At 55.5% G+C, this 25,206-nt stretch carries 22 protein-coding genes; 18 read left to right on the top strand and 4 right to left on the bottom strand.

Going from position 1 to position 25,206, the window contains the following annotated elements; translation table 11 throughout:
• The first annotated feature begins 3 nt into the window (after positions 1 to 3).
• From FFI90_RS15645 to pdxJ, 5 genes are read left to right on the top strand one after another with little or no spacing between them, the layout of a single operon-like run.
• Positions 4 to 393, top strand: a complete 390-nt coding sequence (locus tag FFI90_RS15645) for a DUF4845 domain-containing protein (RefSeq protein ID WP_144779240.1) — start codon at positions 4 to 6, stop codon at positions 391 to 393.
• Entirely contained in the window at positions 390 to 1,079 is a 690-nt protein-coding gene (gene rnc, locus FFI90_RS15650; protein ID WP_144779243.1) for a ribonuclease III, read from the top strand. Before FFI90_RS15645 ends, rnc begins: the two co-directional genes overlap by 4 nt.
• On the top strand, positions 1,079 to 1,996 hold the full coding sequence (gene era, locus FFI90_RS15655; RefSeq protein ID WP_144779245.1) for a GTPase Era: 918 nt from the start codon (positions 1,079 to 1,081) through the stop codon (positions 1,994 to 1,996). The genes rnc and era overlap by 1 nt, the downstream gene beginning before the upstream one ends.
• Positions 1,997 to 2,048: 52 nt before the next feature.
• Positions 2,049 to 2,780 carry a DNA repair protein RecO gene (recO, locus tag FFI90_RS15660; protein ID WP_144779247.1) on the top strand — a complete coding sequence of 244 codons (732 nt, stop codon included), beginning with the start codon at positions 2,049 to 2,051 and terminating at the stop codon, positions 2,778 to 2,780.
• Positions 2,770 to 3,510, top strand: a complete 741-nt coding sequence (gene pdxJ, locus FFI90_RS15665) for a pyridoxine 5'-phosphate synthase (protein WP_144779249.1) — start codon at positions 2,770 to 2,772, stop codon at positions 3,508 to 3,510. Before recO ends, pdxJ begins: the two co-directional genes overlap by 11 nt.
• Positions 3,511 to 3,543: 33 nt before the next feature.
• Here pdxJ and FFI90_RS15670 read toward each other — a convergent pair whose 3' ends face one another.
• Complete coding sequence (locus FFI90_RS15670; RefSeq protein WP_144779251.1) at positions 3,544 to 6,420, bottom strand: ATP-binding protein; 2,877 nt, start codon at positions 6,418 to 6,420, stop codon at positions 3,544 to 3,546.
• Positions 6,421 to 6,643: 223 nt separating this feature from the next.
• Between FFI90_RS15670 and cysM the strand changes: the two genes are divergently transcribed.
• The 5 genes from cysM to FFI90_RS15695 all read left to right on the top strand — a co-directional run bounded on the left by cysM (position 6,644) and on the right by FFI90_RS15695 (position 12,541).
• The gene (cysM, locus tag FFI90_RS15675; protein ID WP_144779253.1) at positions 6,644 to 7,537 is read left to right on the top strand and encodes a cysteine synthase CysM; all 894 of its coding nucleotides are present in this window, start codon (positions 6,644 to 6,646) and stop codon (positions 7,535 to 7,537) included.
• Positions 7,538 to 7,563: 26 nt separating this feature from the next.
• Entirely contained in the window at positions 7,564 to 8,913 is a 1,350-nt protein-coding gene (rlmD, locus tag FFI90_RS15680; RefSeq protein ID WP_144779254.1) for a 23S rRNA (uracil(1939)-C(5))-methyltransferase RlmD, read from the top strand.
• Between the two features lie 58 nt (positions 8,914 to 8,971).
• Positions 8,972 to 11,212 carry a GTP diphosphokinase gene (gene relA, locus FFI90_RS15685; RefSeq protein WP_144779256.1) on the top strand — a complete coding sequence of 747 codons (2,241 nt, stop codon included), beginning with the start codon at positions 8,972 to 8,974 and terminating at the stop codon, positions 11,210 to 11,212.
• A complete protein-coding gene (mazG, locus tag FFI90_RS15690) occupies positions 11,209 to 12,060 on the top strand; it encodes a nucleoside triphosphate pyrophosphohydrolase (protein ID WP_144779258.1) in 852 nt (283 codons plus the stop codon). The genes relA and mazG overlap by 4 nt, the downstream gene beginning before the upstream one ends.
• Before the next feature lie 136 nt (positions 12,061 to 12,196).
• A complete protein-coding gene (locus FFI90_RS15695) occupies positions 12,197 to 12,541 on the top strand; it encodes a pilin assembly protein (protein WP_144779260.1) in 345 nt (114 codons plus the stop codon).
• A 25-nt stretch (positions 12,542 to 12,566) separates the two neighbouring features.
• Here the strand turns inward: FFI90_RS15695 and FFI90_RS15700 are convergent, their stop codons facing one another.
• Complete coding sequence (locus tag FFI90_RS15700; RefSeq protein ID WP_144779262.1) at positions 12,567 to 12,800, bottom strand: hypothetical protein; 234 nt, start codon at positions 12,798 to 12,800, stop codon at positions 12,567 to 12,569.
• Positions 12,801 to 12,915: 115 nt separating this feature from the next.
• Between FFI90_RS15700 and ppc the strand changes: the two genes are divergently transcribed.
• The 6 genes from ppc (at position 12,916) to FFI90_RS15730 (ending at position 19,868) form a co-directional block, all read left to right on the top strand.
• Complete coding sequence (gene ppc / locus FFI90_RS15705) at positions 12,916 to 15,561, top strand: phosphoenolpyruvate carboxylase (RefSeq protein WP_144779264.1); 2,646 nt, start codon at positions 12,916 to 12,918, stop codon at positions 15,559 to 15,561.
• Positions 15,562 to 15,618: 57 nt separating this feature from the next.
• Complete coding sequence (locus tag FFI90_RS15710) at positions 15,619 to 16,992, top strand: HDOD domain-containing protein (protein WP_144779551.1); 1,374 nt, start codon at positions 15,619 to 15,621, stop codon at positions 16,990 to 16,992.
• Positions 16,993 to 17,194: 202 nt separating this feature from the next.
• Positions 17,195 to 17,848, top strand: a complete 654-nt coding sequence (gene adk, locus FFI90_RS15715) for an adenylate kinase (protein ID WP_144779266.1) — start codon at positions 17,195 to 17,197, stop codon at positions 17,846 to 17,848.
• 33 nt (positions 17,849 to 17,881) lie between these two features.
• Positions 17,882 to 18,583 (top strand): tRNA (adenosine(37)-N6)-threonylcarbamoyltransferase complex dimerization subunit type 1 TsaB, encoded by a 702-nt coding sequence (gene tsaB, locus FFI90_RS15720; RefSeq protein ID WP_144779268.1) that lies wholly within the window; start codon positions 17,882 to 17,884, stop codon positions 18,581 to 18,583.
• Positions 18,584 to 18,660: 77 nt separating this feature from the next.
• Positions 18,661 to 19,020 (top strand): UDP pyrophosphate phosphatase, encoded by a 360-nt coding sequence (locus tag FFI90_RS15725; RefSeq protein ID WP_144779270.1) that lies wholly within the window; start codon positions 18,661 to 18,663, stop codon positions 19,018 to 19,020.
• Positions 19,020 to 19,868 carry a class I SAM-dependent methyltransferase gene (locus FFI90_RS15730; RefSeq protein WP_144779272.1) on the top strand — a complete coding sequence of 283 codons (849 nt, stop codon included), beginning with the start codon at positions 19,020 to 19,022 and terminating at the stop codon, positions 19,866 to 19,868. The genes FFI90_RS15725 and FFI90_RS15730 overlap by 1 nt, the downstream gene beginning before the upstream one ends.
• Positions 19,869 to 19,904: 36 nt before the next feature.
• Here FFI90_RS15730 and plsB read toward each other — a convergent pair whose 3' ends face one another.
• Complete coding sequence (gene plsB, locus FFI90_RS15735) at positions 19,905 to 22,373, bottom strand: glycerol-3-phosphate 1-O-acyltransferase PlsB (RefSeq protein WP_144779274.1); 2,469 nt, start codon at positions 22,371 to 22,373, stop codon at positions 19,905 to 19,907.
• Positions 22,374 to 22,512: 139 nt separating this feature from the next.
• Here plsB and nudC point away from each other — a divergent pair, with 139 nt between their 5' ends.
• Both nudC and murI read left to right on the top strand, forming a co-directional pair.
• The gene (gene nudC, locus FFI90_RS15740; RefSeq protein WP_144779276.1) at positions 22,513 to 23,340 is read left to right on the top strand and encodes an NAD(+) diphosphatase; all 828 of its coding nucleotides are present in this window, start codon (positions 22,513 to 22,515) and stop codon (positions 23,338 to 23,340) included.
• Positions 23,337 to 24,167, top strand: a complete 831-nt coding sequence (murI, locus tag FFI90_RS15745) for a glutamate racemase (RefSeq protein ID WP_144779278.1) — start codon at positions 23,337 to 23,339, stop codon at positions 24,165 to 24,167. The genes nudC and murI overlap by 4 nt, the downstream gene beginning before the upstream one ends.
• Here murI and FFI90_RS15750 read toward each other — a convergent pair.
• Entirely contained in the window at positions 24,162 to 25,169 is a 1,008-nt protein-coding gene (locus FFI90_RS15750; RefSeq protein ID WP_144779280.1) for a DUF2156 domain-containing protein, read from the bottom strand. The genes murI and FFI90_RS15750 overlap by 6 nt on opposite strands.
• Positions 25,170 to 25,206 lie beyond the last annotated feature (37 nt).

Raw genomic sequence — 25,206 nt, forward strand, 5'->3', positions numbered from 1 at the left:
GTAATGAAGAAAAATAATCTATCCGCCATGGGCCGCCAGAGTGGTGCTTCGGCGCTTGTAATTCTGATTATGGTGTTATTTTTCGGCAGCCTGCTGTCTCTGGTTATCAAGATCGGGCCGGTGTACATGGATGACCATACCATTCAACAAGCTCTGGAGGGTCTGGATGGCACTGAGGGTTTGTCTCGTATGGGGCCAGCACAGCTCCGTACCCTGATCAACAAGCGCTTGAGCGTTAATAATATCCGCGGCTTTGATGCCAAGGATATTACGGTTGAGAAAGACGGCGAGCTGGTGATAATCAATGTGGATTACGAAGTTCGCAATAACATTTTCCGCAATGTGGATACGGTTGTTCACTTCCAGCACAAATATGAGTTGAAGGGCAAGTGAGTTCGCAGCCGGATCTGGATCAGCTACAGCGGCGCATTGGCTATCAGTTCAAGTCGCCCGAGCGCCTTACGCTGGCGCTTACTCATCGAAGTTATGGCAACCAGAATAATGAACGGTTGGAGTTCCTTGGAGACTCCATCGTAAATATGGTCATCGCTGAGTATCTGTTCCTGAACTTTGAAAAGGCCCGGGAAGGTCATCTAAGCCGCTTGCGGGCCAGAATGGTCAAAGGTGTCACTTTGGCTGAGATCGGCCGCGAATTCCAGCTCGGGAGCTACATGCGTCTGGGGTCAGGCGAGTTGAAAAGCGGCGGCTTTCGCCGTGAATCCATCCTCGCCGATGCGGTAGAATCAATCATTGGTGCCATCTACCTCGACAGCGATTTCGAGACCTGCCGGGAACAGATATTGCGTTGGTTTGAGCTCCGCCTTGAGCAGCTGGACCTTCAAGACACCCAGAAAGATCCCAAGACCCGTTTGCAGGAATATCTGCAGTCCCGACAGTTTCCGCTGCCCAGATACGATGTTATCTCTGTAGATGGAGAAGCTCATAACCAGACATTTCATGTGTCCTGTGTGTTGTCTTCGCTGGATCGTGAAACCAGCGGGATTGGCAGCAGCCGCCGCGTGGCGGAGCAGGAAGCGGCACGTAGCGCGCTGAAACAACTCGGCGTGGAGACACCCTGATGAACGATATTACCCGTCCTGAAAACCCCGACAGCCGTTGTGGTTTCGTAGCGATTGTTGGTCGCCCCAACGTTGGCAAGTCGACTCTGCTGAACCATATTCTGGGGCAGAAGTTGAGTATTACCTCTCGTAAGCCACAAACCACGCGCCACAAGGTGCTGGGCATTAAAACCATAGGTCCGGTGCAAGCGATTTATGTGGACACGCCCGGCATGCATGTGGAAGAGCCCCGAGCTCTGAACCGTTACATGAATAAAGCGGCGACTTCGGCACTTTCCGGTGTGGATGTGGTGGTATTCGTGGTGGATCAGTTGGCTTGGACCACTGCCGACGAAATGGTGCTGGAAAAACTGGGTAAGCTTGAGTGCCCGGTTATTCTGGCGGTAAACAAGGTGGACCGGATTGAGAAACGGGAAAACCTGTTGCCGCACCTGGATATGCTTTCCCGGAAACGCGACTTTTCTGAAATCATCCCTATGTCAGCGTTGAAGGAAACTAACCTTGAGCCTCTTGAAGAGGCGGTGAGCCGTTTTCTGCCTGAGAGCGTCCATTTTTATCCCGACGATCAGATAACCGATCGCAGCGAACGTTTTATGGCTTCGGAGATGGTGCGCGAGAAAATCACTCGCCAGCTCGGGGCCGAGTTGCCGTACTCAGTTGCGGTCGAAATAGAAGAGTTCAAACGCGATGGCAAGACACTGCATATATCGGCGTTGATTCTCGTGGAACGCGAGGGTCAGAAAAAAATCATGATCGGCGATAAAGGCGACAGGTTGCGCAGCATCGGCCAGGACGCCAGGGCCGATATGGAGCGCATGTTCGACAGTAAAGTCATGCTGCGATTGTGGGTGAAAGTGAAGCGCGGTTGGGCCGACAGTGACCGCGCTCTGAAAAGCCTGGGCATGAACGATCTCTGAGGCTGCCATGCGCGCTGAGGCGCTCTCCTTGAGGGACTCTCGTTGAGACACTATGAGCAGAGACGCGCAACAGCAAGAACCCGCTTATGTGATACATCGACGGCCCTGGCGGGAAACCAGCCTCATGGTCGATCTGTTTACCCTCAATCACGGTCGCATGAGCGTGGTTGCCCGGGGTGCCAGTAGCAGCAAGAGCCCGCTCAAGGCTCAGCTCCAGCCCTTTCAGCCCCTGTTGCTGGGCTGGGTAGGGCGCGGTGATCTCAAAACCCTGACTCAGGTAGATGTGCGCGATGGCCCGGCGTTGCGTCGCACCATATCTCTGTACAGCGGCTTGTATCTGAATGAGCTGATGCAGCGGATATTGCCCCAGGCCGACCCCCATCCAACACTTTTTGCGGCTTATATTGAGGCGCTTGGCCTGCTTGCTGAAACGTCTGATGTCGAGCCTGTGTTAAGGCGATTCGAGCAGGCGTTTGCCGCGGCTCTGGGTTACGATTTTGCCTGGGATCTGGCGACGGATACAGGCCAATCCATCCGTGCTACGCACACCTATTGCTACGATCCGGAACAGGGTATTGTCGAAGGTGCTTCTGCCGGTGTGCGCTTGCAGAACCTGCCCGGAGACGCCCTTTTGGCGCTTGCCGCCGGGGATTACGAGGCCGCCGCAAGCCGTCGGGTCTCAAAGCGGGTCATGCGCGTACTGACAGATTATCTGTTGCAGGGGCGCCCGCTGAACAGTCGCAGCCTTTTCAGTCATCCAAGGGGAGAACGACATGAATCCTAGAGTATTGCTTGGTGTCAATATCGATCATATTGCTACCTTACGTGAGGCCCGGGGGACGCGATATCCCGATCCTGTCCAGGCGGCATTGATGGCGGAGGAAGCTGGCGCAGACGGCATAACAATCCACCCCAGAGAAGATCGGCGGCATATTCAGGATCGCGATGTATTGTTGCTGAAGGAAGTGCTTCAGACAAAAATGAACCTTGAGATGGCTGTCACCGATGCAATGCTGGATTTTGCCGAAAAGGTTAATCCTGAATGCGTCTGCCTGGTTCCGGAAAAGCGGGAAGAGTTAACGACCGAGGGCGGGCTTGATGTGGAGGGCCAGGAAGACCGTGTCGCCAGGGCCTGCGAACGATTGGCCAAGCAGGGTGCAGAGGTTTCCCTGTTTATCGATCCGGATCCTGCGCAGATTGATGCTGCGGTGCGCTGTGGAGCTCCGGTTATAGAGCTTCACACCGGGGAATACGCTGAGGCGGTTGGTGCAGAAGCTCAAGACTCGGCCTTCAAGGCTCTGGCTGATGCAGTGTCTTACGCTCGCAAAAAGGGCCTGATTGTGAATGCGGGCCATGGTTTGCATTATCACAACACCGAGCGGGTCGCCGCGCTCCCTGGAATAAACGAACTTAATATCGGGCATGCGATCATTGCCAGAGCGGTATTTTGTGGCCTTAAAGAGGCTGTCCGGGATATGAAGGAGATTCTTGAACGGGTGCGCGGAAGGGCCTGACCAGCCCTGATGGCGGAGTGTTGCATAACATCATCAGCTGGTCTCCCGCTGATGATGTTTTCTGAACAGCTCTTGCCAGTCAGTCTGCTCGCTCCAGCTTTGCAGTCGCTCCACGGCGGCGATCAGCTGATTCTTCTGCAGCTCTGCGTCTGGGGTTGAACCCTTGAGCGCAGTTTCCAGGCGATTTGCCGCCGAGCGCAGCTCCGGAACCCCGCAGTAGCGTGTTGCGCCGTGAAGTTTGTGCACGCATTCCAACAGGTTTTCCAGGTCGTCTTGGCCCCAGAGCTGTTCAATCCGGGTCAGGTCGGCAGGCAGCTGCTCCAGGAGCATACTGAATAGCTCTTCTGCAAGATCGGCCTTGCCTGCTGCCAGCTGAATGCTTTCATCCACACTCACGCAGTCCCGCTGCATTTTGCGTGTTGAGGGTCTCAAAGCACGTCTTGTATCCCGGACTTCCGGCACAGAAAACAGGCCAGCTTGGCTGGCACCTTCGCAGTGGTACCCCGTGCACTCCAGTATGGTTTCGGCAAGCTGTCCGCTGCTGATGGGCTTGGGAAGGTAACCGTCAAAGCCCTGTCTGAGCAATCGTTCCTGTTCGTCGGCCAGTGCATGCGCCGTAAGTGCAATGATCGTTGTTCGGTGATTGCTGGTGTCCAGTTCACGAAGGCGGGAGGTGGTTTCCACGCCGTCCATACCCGGCATCTGAAGGTCCATGAAAACCAGATCAAACGATTTTTTCCGGGTTTTGCTCAGTGCCTCAAATCCGCTTGATGCGCCCTCTGCAGCCAACTGATAGTCCTGCAGCAGCGTCATGACGAGTTTCAGGTTGGCTTCGTTATCATCCACGGCCAGTATTCTGGGCATGGTGACGGGAGGCGGTGGCAGGTGGGGCGCATTTTCCTGGTGCGAAATACCGTGCCCAGCGGTGTTAATGCCGTGCACCAGAAGAAGCAGTTCGTTATAAAGAGCGTCACGGCACACCGGTTTGGAAAGGTGACCACTTGCCAGTCCGGATAAAAGTGTATCGTGCACTTCCAGGGTGGGGGTGAGCAACAGTGTGCGGCAATCGCGTTCGATCTCCAGAGCCCGAACCAGTTCACAGTACTGGTTCGAATTGAGCAGGTGTCGGGTAATTCCGACAATCGCGGCAGCGTACCCTGACTGGTTTTTTTGAGCGTCCTCGATCTGTTCCTGCATGGCGCCTGGCGATGCAACGCGGTCAACCGTCATGCCCCATTCCCGCAGGAGATGCTCAACCGCAAGGCCGCAGGTCTTCTGGTGTTCCAGGTAGATAATCCGCTCACCTCGTAGAGCATCTCGGGGCGCAATCACCTCACCGCTGGAAGAAAGCTCCGGTGTCAGGGTAAACCAGAAGGTGGAGCCTTTCCCCAGTTCACTTTGCAGACCAATCTTGCCGCCCATCTCTTCCACCAGGCGCTTGGAAATAGCCAGGCCCAGCCCGGTTCCGCCGTACTGCCTGGCCGTTGACGCGTCGGCCTGACTGAATGCGTTGAACAGTGATTGTTGCTGAACCCGAGACAGTCCCACGCCGGAATCTGTGATGCTCAGGCGAAGGGTAGCCCGATTGTTTTCCTTGTCCTCATCCTCAAGACTGGCACGCAGTACCACCTCACCGGTCTGGGTAAATTTGATGGCATTGTTGACCAGATTGGTGATCACCTGCTTGACCCGCAGGGGATCGCCCATGATGTTGTCCGGTACATCGTTGTAGACCAGAGGCACAAGGTCCAGGTTTTTGCTGTGGGCTGCAGGTGCCAGCATAACCATGACTTCTTCCACTATGTCCCTGAGTTGGAAAGGAACGCGATCCAGGATCAGCTTGCCGGCCTCAATCTTCGAGAAATCCAGAATGTCGTTGATGATCGTCAACAGAATTTCGGAAGACTTGCGTATGGTGCTCAGGTGATCTCTTTGCTGGCGGGGCAGCGGACTTTTGAGCAGTAATTCGGTAAAGCCGATAATACCGTTGAGCGGCGTTCGGATCTCATGGGACATGTTTGCCAGAAATTCAGACTTTATCCGGCTGGCCTCCAGGGCCTCCTTGCGCGCGAGGTCCAGTTCAATATTCTGGATTTCAATGGTCTCCAGAGTCTCGCGCAGGTCTTCCGTTGCCTGATCAATGTTCTGTTGCATTTCTGCCTGGGCGTTGCTCAGTTCCTCCGCCATGGCGTTGAGGCCGGATTCCAGCTGCTCAAATTCCGGACCTGCACAGGTATGAACCCGAGTATCGAGTTTACCTTGTTTGAGCTTAGCCACTGCCTCGTTCAGTTCGAACACCGGGCCGGTAAAGGCGCGGCTCAGGCGCAGTGCGATCAGCAGACTGAAAACAACGCCGCCAAGTACCAGTAGAAGCGAGAGCAACAAGGCCTTGTAAGTCTCTTTTTCAGTGCGGATATGGGACATCTCTACGGCTACCCAGCCCAATGGTGCGCGTTGTTGTGCGGCTGACTGCAGGGAGTCCGTATCAAGCATGCTCTGAATCATCAGGTCCTGCAGGAAAACCGGAGTGACAAAACGGGTGCTGGTTTTGCGGGCGATGCGGCTTGCCTGTTCGCTTGCCAGCTCTTTGCTGTCAAGGTTGTCAGAACTGCCCGGGCCGGTGTGCAGCAAGCGGCGGCGGTCGCTGTCGAAGAACGTGATTGATCGCACATCCTGCTCTTCCAGAAGCGCGTTGGACAGGTTGCTTAACAAACTGCGATTGGCGGTGAAAAGGCCGTATTCAGAGCCGGCAGCAAGCTGGCGAGAAAGCGATTCGCCGCGATCCTTTAGCAGGCTTTCAATGTTGGTCACCCAGCTATAGGTAAAAAACAGCCCCAGCATCAGTGTGGTGAGGAGGGTGGGAACCAGAGTTACCACCAGCACTTTTTTGCGAATGCCCCAACGCCGCATACCAGATTCCCGAAGAATAGCTTAACGCCGCTTGTTGAAGCGGGTTACGTCCTTGTAATAGTAGATCGTCCGGGCACATTTAACCTTGTTTTCAGTGCCAATCTGAACGGAAAATACACACGTGATATAGCCGGCAGTCATGGAATTAGCGAGAAGCTGTATTGGGCGACCGGGGCCATAACGCGTATCATGCCAGCGCAAAAGTGTACCACAGGGTTCTCATATGCATTTTCCCACAATTGAAGATTATGTCGGGCATACGCCTCTGGTTCGGTTGCAGCGCCTTCCTGGCGATACCAGCAATGTGATTCTGGCAAAGCTGGAGGGCAATAACCCGGCCGGCTCCGTAAAAGATCGGCCGGCCATCGGGATGATTCAGGAAGCTGAGCGCCGTGGTGAAATCAAGCCAGGCGACACGCTGATTGAGGCAACCAGTGGCAATACAGGTATCGCTTTGGCGATGGCTGCGGCAATCAAGGGTTATCGCATGATGCTTATCATGCCGGCGAATATGAGCGAGGAGCGCCGGGCATCCATGCGCGCTTACGGCGCCGAGATTATCACCGTAAGCCAGGAGGAGGGCATGGAAGTGGCCCGGGATATGGCGCTCAGAATGGAAGCGGAGGGTAAGGGCAAGGTGCTTGACCAGTTCAGCAACCAGGATAATCCGCTATCCCATTACCGGACTACCGGCCCGGAAATCTGGGAGCAGACCGAAGGGCGTGTCACTCACTTCGTCAGCTCCATGGGTACCACAGGCACTATTATGGGTGTTTCCCGCTACCTCAAAGAGCGCAATCCTGACATCAGCATCATTGGCCTTCAGCCAAAAGAAGGTGCGTCCATACCTGGTATCCGCCGTTGGCCGGAAGCCTATCTTCCCAGCATATACGACGCGACGCGTGTGGATCGTGTGCTGGACATCGGCCAGCAGGAAGCCGAAGAGACCATGCGCGCTCTCGCAGAGAGGGAAGGTATTTTCTGCGGAGTGTCTTCTGGTGGCTCCATCGCAGCGGCGCTTCAGCTTTCAAAGCAGGTTGAAAACGCCATTATCGTGGCCATTATCTGCGACCGTGGCGACCGCTATTTATCGACCGGCGTCTTCCCCGGCGCCTGAACCTGACGACACCAAGAGAACAGATTATGAGCAGACGACGCAGGAAGGTACTTCCTACGGAACCCGTGCGCTGTGACGTGGAAAAGCTAAGCCATGATGGTCGCGGTATCGCTCGTCAGGACGGCAAAATCCTGTTCGTGGATGGCGCTTTGCCGGGCGAAAAAGTGATGGCCAAGGTGGTGTCGACCCGAAGCAAGTTTGATGAGCTGCGTACGCTTGAGGTGCTGGAGGCAGCGCCCGATCGACAGCTGCCCCCCTGCGAGTTCGCAGACCTGTGCGGTGGCTGCAGTCTGCAGCACATGAGCAGCGACGCGCAGATCCGGTTCAAGGAAGACACGCTGCGCGAGCAATTTGCGCATTTTGGCGGCATAGAGCCTGAAGAGTGGATTGAACCGCTGCGTCCGGATAGCAACCTGGGATACCGCCGCAAGGCGCGCATGGGCGTGCGCTACGTCAAAGCCCGTGAATCGGTTCTTGTGGGTTTTCGGGAGAAACGCAATAGTTTCCTTACGGATATTGATCGCTGTGTGGTGCTGGATCCACGCATTGGCGAGCGTATTGTTCCGCTGCGCGAGTTGCTGCACAGCATGGACGCCTATGCCCGCATCCCCCAAGTGGAGGTTGCCTGTGGTGACGATACTGCGGCCATGGTGTTCCGCAATATGGATGACCTGAGCGGTGGCGACCGGGAAAAGCTGATTGCTTTTGGCCAGGCCCACGACTTGCATGTTTACCTTCAGCCCAAAGGCCCCGATACAGTTCACCGAATTTGGCCGGAATCAGCGGGCCGGGTTGATGAGCGCCTCAGTTACCGGCTTGATGCGTTCGATCTGACCATGAAGTTTCATCCCATGGACTTTACCCAAGTCAATGCGGGCATCAACAAGGCTATGGTAAACAGGGCGGTGGATTGGCTGGATGTGCAGTCGGGAGAGCGAGTGCTGGATCTGTTCTGCGGTCTTGGCAACTTTACGCTACCTCTGGCACGAAAGGGCGCTCAAGTCATTGGTGTGGAAGGTGACGATGCCATGGTAGCCCGAGGTCGCGAGAATGCAGAACTCAATGGGCTCACGAATGTCGCATTCCATGGCGCTGATCTACACGGTGATTTTACGGGCCAGAGCTGGGCAAAAGAGGGTTTTGATAAAATTCTGATTGATCCGCCGCGCTCCGGTGCAGAGGAAATCTGCAAGTACCTGACCGCATTTAATGCCAGACGTATCGTGTATGTGTCCTGCAATCCGGCCACACTCGCCCGGGATGCAGGCGTGATGGCGCGGAACGGGTACCGCTTGGTGCGCGCCGGTGTGATGGACATGTTTCCTCACACCACCCATGTCGAGTCTATAGCTCTGTTTGAGCAAGACTCGCGTTGAATCTTTTTGTACGCAGCAAAGGACTGCTGTGTGAACCATCGGGATTAACAAGGCAGATATGGTAAAAGTCCGCGAAGACTATGCAATGACTGGCGATGGCCAGGTCGATATTGAGGGATGGGTGCAACAGATCGCCTCGCAGACTCAACTGGAGGATGTGGAGCAGTTTCGCCGGGCTTGTGAAAAAGCCGCTGAAATCGATTTGCAGGCATTTCGGGAAGATCGGCTGTGGGCCTCTGGTTCCAGCAGTTTTCGCATTGGCATTGAAATGGCTCAGGTGTTGGCGGAGCTGCGCCTTGATCAGGCCAGCCTTGTTGCCGCCATTCTGTACCGGGCTGTGCGAGAAGAGCGGGTTGCCCTTGAGGTTATCCACAAGGAGTTTGGTGACGAGATAGCCGGGCTGATCAATGGTGTACAGCAGATGGCGGCCATTTCCTCCATACACCATCCGCTCAAAGGCAATGTCCTTGGGCAGAGTGAAGGCCAGTTGGACAATGTCCGGAAAATGCTGGTTACCATGGTTGATGATGTCCGGGTCGCGCTGATCAAGCTTGCTGAGCGCACCTGCGCTATCCGCGGTGTGAAGAACGCACCGGAAGAAAAGCGTATGCGGGTCGCCCGGGAAGTATTCGACATCTATGCGCCTTTGGCTCATCGCCTGGGTATAGGTCACATCAAATGGGAGCTCGAAGACCTCTCGTTTCGTTACCTGCATGAGACGGCGTACAAGAAAATAGCGAAACTTCTGGATGAAAAACGCCTCGATAGAGAAGGCTATATCCGAAACGTCATTGGCACCCTGCAGGCAGAGCTGAAAGCCTCAGGCATTGAAGCCGCGCTCTCCGGCCGCGCCAAACATATCTACAGTATCTGGCGAAAAATGCGCCTCAAAGGCATCGATTTTTCCCAGGTATACGACGTCAGGGCTGTGCGGATTCTGGTCCCGGAGGTTCGGGATTGTTATGCGGCTCTCGGAATTGTGCACACGCTCTGGCGCCACATACCGAATGAGTTCGATGATTACGTTGCCAACCCCAAAGAAAACGGCTATCAGTCGCTGCATACTGCGGTGATTGGGCCGGATGGCAAGGTCATGGAAGTTCAGATTCGTACTCATGCGATGCACGAAGATGCTGAGTTGGGTGTTTGCGCCCACTGGCTTTACAAGGGTACGGACAGAGGCAACAAATCTTCCGGCTACGATGCCAAAATAAACTGGCTTCGCCAGGTACTGGAGTGGCAGGAAGAATTGGGTGATCTGTCCGGGTTGGCGGATCACCTGAAGTCTGATGTGGTCTCGGATCGGGTCTACGTTTTCACGCCTGAAGGGCATGTTGTTGATCTGCCCCAGGGCGCAACACCGGTTGACTTCGCGTACCGTGTTCACACAGAGGTTGGCCACGCCTGCCGCGGTGCCAAGGTGAACGGTCGTATTGTACCGCTGACGTATCCTTTGAGGACGGGCGAGCAGGTATCCGTTCTCACCTCTAAAAACCATGTCGCGCCTAGCAGGGACTGGTTGAACCCGAACCTTGGCTATATTCAGACCTCAAGGGCCCGAGCCAAGGTAACGCATTGGTTCAAATTGCAGAATCGCGAACAAAACGTGACCGACGGCCGTGCCATTATTGAAGACGAATTCAGACGTCTTTCTTTGCACGATATAGACCTGGGTGCGCTGGCGGTAAAAGTGAACTATCACAATGCCGAAGATATGTTCGCTGCTATTGGCGCCGGTGATCTTCGCCCAGCGGCCGTCGCCAACGTTGCGCAGCAGATGCTGGAGCCGAAATCCGAACAGCTTGACCTGAAGCTGACAGCTCAGCGACGCAAACCCTACGATACAGAATCCGATATCCACATCCTGGGCGTGGGCAAGTTGAAGACTCAGGTTGCTAAATGCTGCAAGCCTTTGCCTGGAGATGCCATCGGCGGATACATCACGGTTGGACGAGGCGTCACGGTTCACCGCCAGGATTGCCTGACATTTCTGAATTTACGGGAGCTGGAGCCCAACCGCATTATTGAAGTGAGTTGGGGTGGGCAACAGGCTTCAGTCTACCCGGTGGATATCGAAATCGAAGCATACGACAGATCCGGTCTGTTGCGGGATATCACCCAGGTTTTATCGACATCAAAGAGCGATGTTCTGGCCCTCCACACGGTGACAAATCGTGATGAGAACACTGCCACCATGATTCTCAGTGTGGAGATCTCCAGCCTGGAGCAGTTGGCGCGATTGCTGGCTCAGATCCGCAACCTCCCCAATATTATCGACGTCAGGCGCAAGCGTTCATGAGCTATTCCATTGATGACCTGAAAGTGTTGATGGCCCGTCTGAGAGACCCGGAGACCGGTTGTCCCTGGGACGCCAGGCAAACATTCAAAAGCATTGTGCCGCATACACTTGAAGAGGCCCACGAAGTGGCGGATGCCATTGAGAGGGAGAGCCATGCGGATCTAAAAGACGAATTGGGCGATCTGCTGTTCCAAGTGATTTTTTACGCACAGATAGGCGCGGAGGAGGGCCATTTCAGCTTCGATTCTGTGGTCGATAATCTGGTGCGCAAGCTCGTACGCCGTCACCCTCATGTGTTTCCGGAAGGCACGCTGGAAAGCCGTATTGATCCGGACAGCCGGCCAGATGAAGCCTGGATCAAAGAGAGTTGGGAGCGCATCAAAGCTGAAGAGCGGGCTCAGAAACAGATGCAAGATTCACTGGCAGCGACGCCAGGCCGGCTTGACGGCATCGCCCGGACCTTGCCGGCGATGGTGCGGGCCGAAAAATTGCAAAAGCGGGCGGCACGGCACGGGTTTGACTGGCCCAACATAGAGCCGGTGTTCGACAAGCTGCACGAAGAAATCGATGAACTGAAGGAAGCCTGGCAGGCCGCCGAATCCGGACAGGGTGATCTTGATGCCGTTGAGGATGAACTGGGTGACCTGCTGTTCGTGTGTGTGAATCTGGCGCGCTTTATGAAGGTTAACCCGGAACAGGCGGTCGGCCGTACCAACCACAAGTTTGAGGCGCGGTTTCGGGCCATTGAGCAGGTTCTGGAGCTCCAGGGCCGCTCATTTGACGAAGAAACCCTCGAAGCACTCGATGAGATCTGGCAATCCGTTAAGGGTGTGGAAAAGAAAAACTGACAACCGGTAGGCATAGGTACAATCCGTTACCAAATTGCCAGGTTTCCAGTCATGAGCTTCGTCTACACTTCTCACAAGCAAACGCACCTTTGTTTGTGCGCTGTGTGTTCTCAACTGGATGCAGGAGTCAGGTTCGATGAAAATCAATGATCTGGTCAGTTACTGGGACAAGCATGCACGAGGTCGGCTTGCCAGAGATGCCTGTTTTATGGCGTTGTCTGATCAGCACCACCGGCAGCTTGAAAAGCTGGCGGCCCTCTATCCCCTGAAAGCCCCTCAGGATCTGATGCGGGACTTGATATCGGCCGCGCTGGATGAAATAGAAACCGACTTCCCCTACGTCCAGGGAGCCAAGGTAGTGGCTTACGATGAGGACGGCTTTGAAATATACGAAGATGAAGGTGTCACCCCCGAATTCGTGCGCCTGAGCCAGAAGCACTTCAAGCGCCTGAAAGCACGCCAGCTTGAATCCGTGGCGTGACTGAGCAGCCCTGAGTCAGGCTGGCTTAACTGCTTTTACCTTCCAACTTTTCTTTCAGTGGGCCCTGGCTGGCCAGATCGTCCAGGGCTGCACCAATCACATCATTGAGAATGTCGCTTTCGCTGCGGTCAGGATAAAGCTCTGCCAGCGCAGAGATGCGCGCTGCGTCTTCCAGCGGAAGTCTGAGATTGTAGTCGTGGGTTCGCTCTGCAGGCTGTTTTTTTTGTTCCCACTGTTTGGGCAGGTCCGTGACTTTCATGGAAGCTCCTCGTATGTGTTACCGCAACTACGGCAGCAATCGCCAATAGACTTTTCCGGCTGTTCCTTAGTATCGTTAGTTTACTTTGCCTCCGTCAATTTAAAAGGACGCCAATGTGACTGAGTTGCACCCTGATCTTCGTGAAAATGTCCGTATGCTGGGCGAGCTGCTGGGGCAGAGTATCCAGCGCCATCCTGGTCAGGACTGTTTCGAGCTTATTGAGGAAATCCGTGCTGCGGCCAAATCTGATCGGCGGCAGGAAAGTGGCTCCGGTCAACGCCTGGTCAATCTTCTCGGCAAGCTGAGTGACGATGAACTGCTACCGGTTACCAGAGCGTTTAACCAGTTCCTCAATCTTGCGAACCTTGCTGAACAGTATCATGGCATTCGCCGAAGGCGGGGTCACCCTTCTGACCTGATGGTTGAACCGATCGACGGCGTATTTGAGCGCCTGGAAAGCAGCGGTGTCAGCCCTGAAGCGCTGCACAAGTGCGTGGCGGACCTGCGGGTAGAGTTCGTGCTAACAGCGCACCCTACTGAAGTGGCGCGCCGTACGCTGATCATGAAATATGATGAAATGTCGGAGTGCCTGGCCAGCCTGGATCACGATGACCTTATGCCGGCTGAGCGAGAGGCGATTACAGAGCGTCTGTCCCGGTTGGTGGCAGAGGCCTGGCACACGGATGAGATCCGGCATGAGCGGCCCACCGCAGTTGATGAAGCCAAGTGGGGGTTTGCGGTTATCGAAAACAGTCTTTGGCATGCTCTGCCGCGGTTTCTCGGGAACCTTGACGCATCCCTGCAAAAGGCGACTGGAAAGGGCTTGCCATTGCAGGCGACTCCAGTTCGCATTGCGTCCTGGATGGGTGGAGACAGGGACGGCAACCCGAACGTCACCCATCAGGTGACTCAAAAGGTGTTTCTGCTCGGGCGCTGGATGGCGGCGGATCTTTTTCTCCGTGATATTCAGTCATTGCGGGCCGAGCTTTCCATGTGGCAAGCGAGTGACGAACTGCGGGGCCTGGCAGGCGACTCCCGGGAGCCTTATCGGTTTGTGCTGGCCGAACTCCGGGAGCGTCTGCTCAAAACCCGGGATTGGGCTGAGGCCAGGGTTAGTGGCGAGCCTGGAGATTCTGCAGGCATCCTTTTTGAAAACCACGATCTGACGGCTCCGCTGGAGCTCTGTTATCGCTCATTGGTTGAGTGCGGGCTCGAACACATCGCCAAAGGTTCGTTGTTGGATACCATTCGCCGAGCTCACACGTTCGGGCTTCCTTTGATTCGTCTGGACATCCGGCAGGAGGCGACCCGCCACGCCGAGGCAGTAGCCGAGATGGTGGAGTATCTTGGTCTGGGCGACTATCTGTCCTGGACGGAAAACGAGCGCCAGGCATTTCTTGTGCGGGAGCTCCATGGACGTCGACCGCTGGTTCCCCGGAACTGGGAGGCTTCTGAGTCGGTGCGTGAGGTGCTGGACACTTGTGAGGTGGTTGCGAAGCAAACACCGGAAGCGCTGGGCTCCTATGTTATTTCCATGGCCAGCAAGCCCTCGGATGTGCTCAGTGTTATCCTTCTGCTCCGCGAGTCGGGTATGAAATTTCCCATGCGCGTGGTTCCTTTGTTTGAAACCCTGGACGACCTTCGTGGCGCGCCCGACAGCATGGCGGCGCTTTACCAGGTTGAGTGGTATCAGAAGTACTGCGAGGGCCGACAAGAGGTCATGATCGGCTACTCGGATTCGTCCAAGGATGCCGGCCAGCTGATGGCCGCATGGGCTCAGTATCAGGCCCAGGAGAAGCTTACTCAGGTAGCGAGTCAGTACGGCGTGCATCTGACGCTCTTTCACGGCCGCGGCGGAACGGTTGGACGTGGTGGCGGACCGGCGAATCGCGCGATCCTGTCACAGCCCCCAGGCTCGGTGAATGGCAGTTTCCGTATTACCGAACAGGGTGAAATGATCCGCTTCAAATTTGGCCTGCCGCAACTGGCAGTGCAAAGCCTGACGCTTTACACCACAGCGGTGATCGAGGCGACGCTGCTGCCACCACCAGAGCCGCAAGACAACTGGCGTGAAACCATGGACTGGCTGACCGAACGCTCACTCAAGGCCTACCGGGAAGTGGTTCGGGAAAACCCGGATTTTGTGCCTTACTTTCGTCAAGTGACTCCTGAGCAGGCGCTGGGGAAACTGGCGTTGGGTAGCCGGCCCGCGCGCCGCAAGGCCTCAGGTGGTGTGGAAAGCCTTCGGGCCATTCCCTGGATTTTTGCCTGGACCCAAATGCGGCTGATGCTGCCCAGTTGGCTGGGCAGTGATGTGGCGCTCGAAGATGCGGCCAGAGAAGGGCGGCTGCCCGTGCTGCGTGAGATGATGCAGGGCTGGCCATTTTTCCGGACCTATGTAGACATGCTTGAAATGGTATTGGCCAAAGCGGATCTTCGAATCGCCGGTTACTACGAAAAGACCTTGTTGGACGACGATAAGTTGAGAGCGCTCGGTGCCAGCCTGGGCCAGCGTCTTGAGGGCTGTGTTCAGCGCCTTTTGGAGCTCAAGGAACAACAAGAGCTGCTGGAAGGAGAGCCGGTGTTTGCCCACTCCATGCGTGTGCGCAACCCCTATACCGACCCCCTGCACTATTTGCAGGCGGAGCTGCTGAAGCGCGATCGTGAGAGCGAAGGCAAGGGTAAGGTTCCAGAGCTGGTAGAACGCGCGCTTAAGGTTACAATGGCGGGCATTTCCGCCGGTATGCGAAACACCGGTTAATAGCACCGGTAACGGATAAGGGGTGTAGCCCCTGCCATGGACAACAGGAGTATTCTTGTGGCTCTCGCAGTGCGACTGGAGCGGTTCCTAGATCAACAAGGCATAGCCTACAAAGAACGAGCTATTGGTCGGGTTCCAAGCCTGGATGCGGCGGTCGCTGCTTTGGGACAATCCCGTGAGACGGTTATCAGAGCAACGCTGCTGATTGATATCAGCGGTATTGTGATGGTGGTTCACAGATACGACAGTGCGCTTGATGCAGAAGCCCTCCGGCAAATGACCGGCCGTCACTTGCAGCCACTCACGGCGCACCAGACCATGCGGCTGTTCAGCGACTGCGATCCGGGATTTATACCACCGATTGGCAATGCTTATGATCTGTCCGTTCTGTTGGACGATGATATTGCCCGGGCCGAGCAGGTTCTGTTTTCCAGTGGCACGGACCACTCTCTGGTTGAAATGAATAGCCATGCTCTGAGCATGGCCATGGCCGGCTCGCGGGAAGGGCATCTGGCGATCCGCGGCCCGGGTGATGATGGTGCCCGGGAAGCGCTGACGTTAGCAGAAGTGGCCAGCAAGCTGAAAAAACTGTATCGCCTGCCACCCATGCCGGCATTGGCGTTACGCATACTGCGCCTGACTTCCAACAGCGAAGCCACGGCCCGTGAGTTGGCAGAGCTTATCGAGTTTGACCCCAGCCTGACAGCACAGGTGATGCGCTATGCACGATCGGCACTGTTCAACTACCCCGGCCAGATCAATTCCGTTCAGGAGGCAGTAACCCGCGTACTGGGCTTTGATCGTGTCGCCCATATCGCACTGGGTATTGCCTCTGTGCGCGCGTTTGAAGTGCCCAGGGCAGGCATCCTGGGAATGGATAATTTCTGGCGCCACTCACTATACTGCGCCTTTTTGTGCCAACGAATTGCGCCTCGCTGTGGTGCAGCCAAGGGCTTGGCATATCTATGTGGCCTGCTGCACAACTTTGGTTTGCTGCTCGTTGGCCACCTGTTTCCCACCGAATTCAAGGAGCTCAACCGGTTGCGCGAAGCGAACCCGGAAACCAGCATGCAATCGCTTGAGCAGCAGGTGTTTGGTCAGGGCGGCGAGCAGGAAATTATTGCGGTTGGGCACGGAGCCATTGGCGGTATTTTGCATAGGTTATGGGAATTGCCTGACCCGGTGGTCAAAGCAGCCGGTGTTCATCAGCAGCCAGGTTATCAGGGTGAGCATGAGAATTATGTGATGATGGTTCAGCTGGCCAATGCGTTGTTGAAGGAACGAGGTATCGGTGATGAGTTTAACCCCGATGACATTCCGGCCTTGCTGAATGGGTTGGAATTGGCGCCTGCGGTCGTAAGCGAGTTGATGGACGAAATTGAACAGGTTGCGCCGGAACTGGACGCTCTTGCATCATCACTGACCACCTGACAGCGACCTTCCGGATCTTCTGCAACGCGTGCGTTTTCTTGAGATGATACGGAGGTCGACTTTCTCTGAGGTGCCTGACTTCGTATAATGCGCCATCGTTGAATCCTTCGGGCATCGGTTCTGAAGGGAGAGGTTGTCGCAAAGGCGCAGATTTTTGCCGCAACTTTTCAAACTATAATGACGAAAACGGGAGCACAGCGTTATGCGAATCATCATGTTAGGCGCACCAGGCGCGGGAAAGGGGACTCAGGCCCAGTTCATCACTGAACGCTTTGGCATTCCCCAGATTTCCACCGGCGACATGCTTCGGGCAGCGATCAAGGCTGAATCCGATCTTGGTAAACAGGTCAAAGAGGTTATGGCAACCGGTGGCCTGGTGTCTGACGACATCATCATTTCGCTGATTGAAGAGCGGATAAAGCACCCGGACTGCAAAAATGGCTATTTGCTTGACGGTTTCCCCCGCACTATTCCCCAGGCTGAAGCCCTGAAAGACCAGGGTATTGTTATCGACTACGTTGTCGAGATTGCCGTGGATGACGAAGAAATTGTCAGCCGTCTGTCAGGCCGCCGGGTGCATGAAGGTAGTGGCCGTATCTACCACGTCAAATACGATCCGCCCAAGGTGGAAGGCAAGGACGACGAAACCGGTGAGCCGCTGGTGCAGCGCGCGGACGACAAGGAAGAAACCGTTCGCAAACGCCTGAAGATTTATCACGATCAGACAGCGCCTTTGGTCGGCTATTATAAGGATCTGGCTGAAAATCAGCCTGAACTGGCACCTGAATATGTGCGGGTAGACGGAGTTGGCAGCCTGGACAGCATCCGTGATCAGATTCGCGCCAGCCTGAAGTAATCCAATGACGCTCTGCCGAGGCCGCGCTCGCTTGTGAAACTTTTGGCACTGGACACCTCCTCGGAGGGCTGCTCTGCAGCCCTTTTTGCAGATGGTAAAGTTACCGAAAAATTTGAGATTGCTCCTCGAGGGCATACACGTTTGCTGATGCCGATGATTCGAGCGTTGTTGGCGGAACAAGGACTGAAACCTGCAGGTCTTGACGCTTTGGCGTTCGCTCGCGGCCCCGGCTCATTTACCGGCGTTCGTATTGCCACAGGTGTGGTTCAGGGATTGGCGTGGGGCCTTGGGCTACCAGTTGTTGCTGTATCTTCTCTGGAAACGGTTGCTTTGGGGGCCATTGAAGCTTTGCAGGTGGGTGAGGGCGAGGGCATTGCTGTTGCTTTTGATGCCCGTATGAGTGAGGTCTACTGGGGATGTTTTCGCAATCGTTCGGGTATGCCGGAATTGCTGGGTGAGGAGAGGGTTTGTCCGCCATCCAGAGTGGCTCTGATGGACGCTGGTATTGCAAATTGGATTGGCGCAGGCCAAGGCTGGGCTTTTCGCGACGGCATGCCTGCCGACGTATCAGCACGAATCAATTCCGTAGATGAAGCACTTATCCCCCGGGCCGGCTGGGTAGCACGCCTGGCTGCGGTGAAGTATAGCCAGGACATGGCTGTGCCGGCAGAGCAGGCCCAACCGGTATACATTCGCGATGAAGTTACCTGGAAGAAGCTGCCTGGCCGCGAGTAAGTCTTTTAATCAATCCGGACTTCTTTCATACTTCGGTAAATTGCGATGATTTCTCCGAAGCCAGTGGTGCTCTGACGATGATTGGTGGTATTAATCCAGGCAGTACACTTTCCTATCATTCGGGCGCCAACAGCCCCGTACGGGAACGCAGTGATGTTGCCCGCTCCCCGGCATCTTCTCCCGAGAAGACGGCCGAATCAGCCCGCCGTGATCTTGCAGAGAGCCCACTTCAGCCAGCTTCAGAACGAAGTGTCAGTGAAAGCACGGAGCGTCGTGTAGAGGCTCGCCGCGCGGTTGAGGATGTGCGCCTGGAGCGTTTCCGGGCGGATGAGGTACCACTACCTGCGGCCCGGGCGCTATCGACCTTTGCCAGCGTCGCTGCTTCAGGTCAGGAATCCGGTAGCACCGTGCTTGCCGGAATCGATGTTATGGTCTGATGTCGCGCTCCAACGTTTCGAATGTCTCTCCCAACGCTGAAACCATCCCGCTGGCAATTGCCAGAAGCCCCCTTGGTGATGATCACCAAGCGCTGTCCCTGAGTTCTGATCTTTCCTTGCCTTACCTGGGTGTTGTGCTCCCGAAAGATCTGCGACATGCCAATGCACTGCTGTTTCTGGATGAAAACGGTTTGTGTCTTCAGGTCGCTGGGAAAGGTGCTCCAGGCCCGGTGAGGGCAGAGTTCGTAACCGGAAAGATGGGATACCGTCGTGAGCATGGTGGCGGTTCAGGCCAGCTTGTAGCGCGTGCCGTGGGCTTGCAGAAAACAAAGGCGGGCCTGCACGTACTGGATGCCACGGGAGGCCTTGGCCAGGATGCTTTTGTGCTTGCCAGCCTGGGGTGCCGGGTTAGCATTTTCGAGCGTAACCCAGTAATTCATGCGTTGTTGGCAGATGGCCTGGCGCGGGCGGCACTGAATATGGATTGCGCGCCAATCGTCGCCCGGATGACACTCCGGGCCGGTAGTAGTATTGACTGGCTGACTAGTACCGGAGAAGAACCGAAAACGCCCGACGCTGCGGATGTCATCTATCTCGACCCCATGTTTCCACACAGGGACAAATCAGCGCTGGTGAAGAAGGAAATGCAGGTGTTCCGAACCCTTGTGGGGGATGATGACGATTCAGAAGCCTTGTTGGACGCCGCATTAGCCGCAGCAAAATATCGGGTGGTGGTGAAACGCCCACGCAAGGCTCCGGCGATAGACGGGCCGGAGCCAGGCACCCGGATAGAGGGCAAGAGCAGTCGTTACGACATTTACCCGATACGCGCACTGCCCCAGCGCTAAAAGCGTTTCTATCTTCTCCGGGCAGCCAGGCATCTGTCAGATGCCCAGCATGGTCACTTGCTGAATAGCCTGGCGCTTCTCAACGCTCAGTACCAGCCTGGCATCGTCGGCCACCTCATCCAGTCCTTCGCCGTAGCAAAGTAGCCCGTTGTCATCTTTTGTGATAACGCCGTTCTTCTGCATGTTTGCGATAAAACTCCGGAACAGGCTCTTGTCGAAAAACTCGGGTGCATTCAGGCCGAACAGAATGGACATGCGCTCAGCCAGAAGTGTGCTTTGCTCTTCCAGCTCCTCTGCGGTGATTTTGGCCGAACCGTATTTCCGCAGTATTCCCAGAGCGATGTGGTAACGCTCCACCGTCTGGATGATGAAGCGAGACAGTACCCTCAAGCGCAGCATGGCCTCGGTGCCTTCTTCCGGGCGCTCGATCCGGTCATTGTCAAGAGCGACCAGCAGTCCCTGATTTACCAGAACATCAATCCATTGATTGATCACTGCTTCTGCTTCGGCGGGTTGGTACTTCAGGAACAGTTCTGACTGGATGTAGGGGTAGGCAACGCTGGCGAGAAAAACGATCCTCTCCCGGGCCAGGGAACTTTTGTTCTCGAACAGGCTGGCCACCAATGCCGGCAATGCGAAAAGGTGCTGGATGTTGTTGCGATAGTAGGTCATCAGGATGGCATTGCTGCCTTGAAGTCCGATGATGTCGCCCAGTTTTTGCGGCTGGCGCGAGATCAGCCCCATGGATTCACAATAGGCGACCCAGTCTTTGCCGGTTCCCTCTGGCAAGGTTACCGTTTCGGCGTAAGAAAAGGCTTTCAGCAGCTCCGCGTACTGATCTGCCAGACGAATAAGCTGACCCTCATCCATCGCCAGTCGCTCAGCGCCAAGCAGCACGGTTGCGGTCATGCCAATGGGATTAACGGCAACAGAGGCATTGATGTCCGAGGCGACTCTCAGTGCCAGGTGGGAAACAGCATCGTTCAGCCAGGCAGGGCGGTATTCGGAATCATAGGCCTCATCCCGCCAGCTTTCATGAACCTCGTCCAGGACGTCAGACAGATGTATGGCTTCACCAAAGTTCACCGCAACCCGCCCAAAGGAATTGCTGAGTTTGCGGGCGGTCTTTGCCAAACCAAACACGCTTTCTTTCTGCTTTTTCTTGCCTCTGAGTTCTCCAAGGTATGAGCGCCCCTCCATGACCTTTTCATACCCTATGTAAACGGGCACGAACACGATGGGCTTGCGATGATCGCGCAAAAAGCTGCGTACTGTCATGGAGAGCATGCCCGGGCGCGGTTGTAGCATGCGCCCGGTGCGGCTGCGACCGCCTTCGACAAAATACTCAATAGAATAGCCGCGGGTAAGCATGACATGCATGTATTCATTGAAAACCGTCGAATACAGCGGGTTATCGCGGAAGCTTCGGCGCATGAAAAAAGCACCGCCCCGGCGCAGAATCGGACCGACCACCGGCATGTTCAGGTTAATCCCGGCAGCGATATGCGGGGGCATCAGGCCGTTCTTGTAGAGTACGTAAGACAGCAGAAGGTAATCGATATGGGAGCGGTGGCAGGGCACATAAACCACGGCGTTGTTCTGCGCGGATTCCTTCACCACGCGGATGTTGTTGACCAAAATTCCGTTGTAGATGCGGTTCCACAACCACGCCAGAAGCACCTCAAAAACACGGATGGTAACGACCGACATATTGGCGGCGATCTCATCGGCGTATTTGAGCGCCCGGGCACGTACTTTTGCCGGAGCAATGTCCTCGTCTGCTGCCGTTTGCCGTATGGCTTCCTTTACCGCCTGGGTTCTGAGCAGGCCTTCAACCAACGTTCTCCGGTGAGAAAGGTCGGGGCCAAGCACAGCCTGGCGAATTTTGCGGAAATGGGTGCGCAGAATGCGGGCAAGCTTACGGTTTGCGCGCTCCTCGCTGTGACGATATTCCTCGATGACCTGTTTCAGGGAGAGCGGTTTATTGAATTGCACGTAGGTGTTGCGGCCGTGCATCAGAATGATCAGGAACTTCTGCAGCCGGCCAGCGACAGACCAGGTGTCTGATAGCAGCAGCTTCACCAGAGATCTTTCTTTGTCCGGGGAGCGGCCCCAGAAGAGAGAAACCGGAACAATCTGAACATCCTGCTCCGGATTTTCTAGGCCGTAGCGCACCAAGGCCTGAAATTCGGAGGTGGGAGCGGGTGTCTGGCGCTTGCGGAACAGACCGCCAGTGCGCCGATACAGGAAAAAAAATGAGTGTGAAGGGCCATTTTTTACCGGAAGCGATGTGGTTGCCCCCGGCAGTTGCGCTCGTATCACCTCCTGTTCAAGTACCAGACGGCTGGAAAGAGAACTGTACTGCAACACGTAACAGACTGGTTGCTCAGACGACAGCCCCAGGGCATCAACGCTGTTTCCGCTGACATCGGTCCGGACCCACAAAAACAGTATTTTCCGGAAAAAGGTCAGGATCAGGCTTCGAATACCCTGGTAAAGACGCATAAAAAGTCGCTCCGATGAAAACAGGTGCCAAGTTTACTTGGTTGCGCACAGGCCGGAAAGCCACGGCTGCATTCTTGCTGATCACTGCTCTGTGATACATTTCGGTCTGGCCCTTTTATAACCAAGGTTTGGCGACAAGATGGCGACATCAACAAATCAGTGGAGTCCTGGCTGGACCACCAAGGCACCCGAGCAGGGTGATCTTGTTCTGGCGCTGTCTGGCTCCGGTGTTTTCAAACCGGAAGACGGCTGGTTGCACGCGCTGGAGGCTATCCCCGGTAATCCCGACACTGCAGGTTTTGTATCGCTGGGAAGCGTTAATGGCCGCCCGGTTTTCGTAACGCAAGTGCCGGAATCTCTGGTTGCGGACCGTGACGTTGTCCCGCTACGGGATGCACTGATGGTGATCAGCGATGTACCCGCGGCCATGCTCAGTACTGGTTTTCAGGTATGGCAGTGGTTTCAGGATCATCAGTACTGTGGCCGCTGCGGTGGTGGCACGGGTTTTCATCCGCGGGAGCGGGCGAGGTGGTGTAGCAACTGCAGTATTCCCTGGTACCCGCGGCTTGCTCCCTGCGTTATCGTGGTTATACGCAAGCAGAATCGTTATCTCCTGGCAAAGTCGTCTCGCGTCAAACGTCATTTTTACAGCCTTATTGCGGGTTTCGTGGAGCCGGGAGAGAGCCTTGAAGCTGCGGTTGCCCGTGAAGTTAAAGAAGAAACCGGTTTGGATATCACCAACATTCAATATCAGGCATCAGAGCCCTGGCCCTTCCCGCATCAGTTGATGGCAGGGTTCTTCGCCGATTATGCCGGTGGCGAGTTGGTTCTTCAGGAAGATGAACTGGCGGATGCAGGCTGGTTTTTGCCCGGAAGCAGACCCCCGGTTCCGCCGGATACCACCATATCCGGGCGCCTGATTCGGGATATGGAAATCAGGATCGCTGGCGGAGGGCGAGGACTTTGAGCGAGCATGGGGCGCCCCGAATTCTGGTTTTTGACTCCGGTGTTGGCGGGCTGAGCGTTGCGGCTTGTGTTCATGAAAAATTGCCACACGCGTCGATTGTATATCTGGCGGATAACGCAGCTTTTCCCTACGGCGGGCAGCCAGAATCTGTTGTGATTGAGCGCTGCTGCACCCTCATTGCCGGCGCGCTTGAACAATACCCTTGCGACGCGATTGTTATAGCTTGCAATACCGCCAGCACCATCGCGCTGCCGCACCTGCGAGCGATGACAGATGTACCGGTAGTTGGTGTGGTGCCGGCTGTTAAACCGGCAGCAGCCCGGACACTGAATCATCGCATAGGCCTTTTGGCCACGCCGGCAACGGTGCGCCGGCCCTATCTCGACGAGCTGGTTCGGGAGTTTGCTGCAGACTGTCAGATTGAGCGTGTGGGCCACCCGGGGCTTGTGCAATGGGCGGAAGGTTTGGCGCGGGGGGTGCCTGTACCTCAGGGTGAACTCGACAATGCGGTAGCGAGACTGCGCGATGCTGGAGTCGATACCGTTGTTCTCGGATGCACCCACTATCCGCTTTTGCTCGAGAGCCTCAGGCAGAGCTTGCCTGAGGTGAAATTCTGGGTGGATTCAGGGGATGCTATTGCCCGACGTGTGGTGTGGCTCATGGAACAAGCCGGTAAGCCTGCAGGCGCGCTTGAGTACGGAGGTGAGCCGTGCCCCGTGGCTGCAGCACTCTTCTCAGGCAGCGCTCCAGAGGGAGTTGGTAGCTATATGACGGGGCTGAGCCTGCAGCCGAATAGGGTTGTCGGGAACTGGCCCGAAAACTCATAACAGTCGTGTAAGTTTGAACATGGCAAGAAACTCCAGAGCAGGCATGCTGCGCTTATGACAGCAGTAGGTTTTGAAGTTGTCGCCCCGGAATCGTGACTTGGTGAATTCCAACCCCTTGAAGTTATAGAGGAAACTGCCTCTGTTGTAGAGGCCATGCAGGATTCGCTTCAGAATCCGACCTTCCTGATGTTCCGTATTGGCATCGAGAGACAATGGGATAAGCCCCAAGTCCAAGTAAGGGATGCCCTCAGCTTTAAACGCTTCTATGGCGTGCGCCATCAGGGTATAGAAAATGCCTTGCTTGAAATCTGCGTTGGCGCGAGAGATGTTTGGGACGTAGCTGGTGATTTCGTTGTTGCGATAAATCGGGTCAAAGTAGATAAACCCGACAGCCTTGCCATCCTGGTAAGCGTAGAAATGTCGCTCATTCTCCCGGTAATCCATGTCCATAGGGCGAATCAGAAAGCGGATCTCATTGCTTTTGCATTTGCGGGTGCGAATCCAGGCTTCCGAGATTTCGCGAGTATGGTCGTCGCTGAAGCGCTCCTGCACGGTAATTCCGCTTTTTTCAGCCTGATTCAGTGCCGTGCGCAGAATCTGTTTTTTCTTGCCGCTCAAGGACCACTTGCCAAGGTCGATTCGCGATTCGCTGCCAAACTGCGTGCCATACAGGCCGAAACGCATGTGCAAAAAGTCCACAACCGGCTTGGAAACCTGAACATAGGAGGCGTTTGGGAAGCGCTGTTGGAAGCGTTCAAGAATCGCTCCGAAGTTTTCTGGTGCACATACCGGGTCGGAAAGAACGATGGTGGCACCCCATTTGCGCATATAGGCTATATACCCCATGTCTGGCACATCGAAATACTGCATATCTGGCTGCAGAGTAGAGAAGGACTGGGAGTGGGCGCCGAACCTCTTAAGATAACCCACTCTCTCACTGAAGGTGAATGCAGTGCTCTCAGTCTCTGCGGTCTGGCCAAGTGCAAGTATCTGATCTGACATAGTGATTCTCCCCGATTTTTATTTTCTGACAGGCTGT

The organism is Marinobacter maritimus (assembly GCF_007671675.1).
GTDB lineage: Bacteria > Pseudomonadota > Gammaproteobacteria > Pseudomonadales > Oleiphilaceae > Marinobacter > Marinobacter maritimus.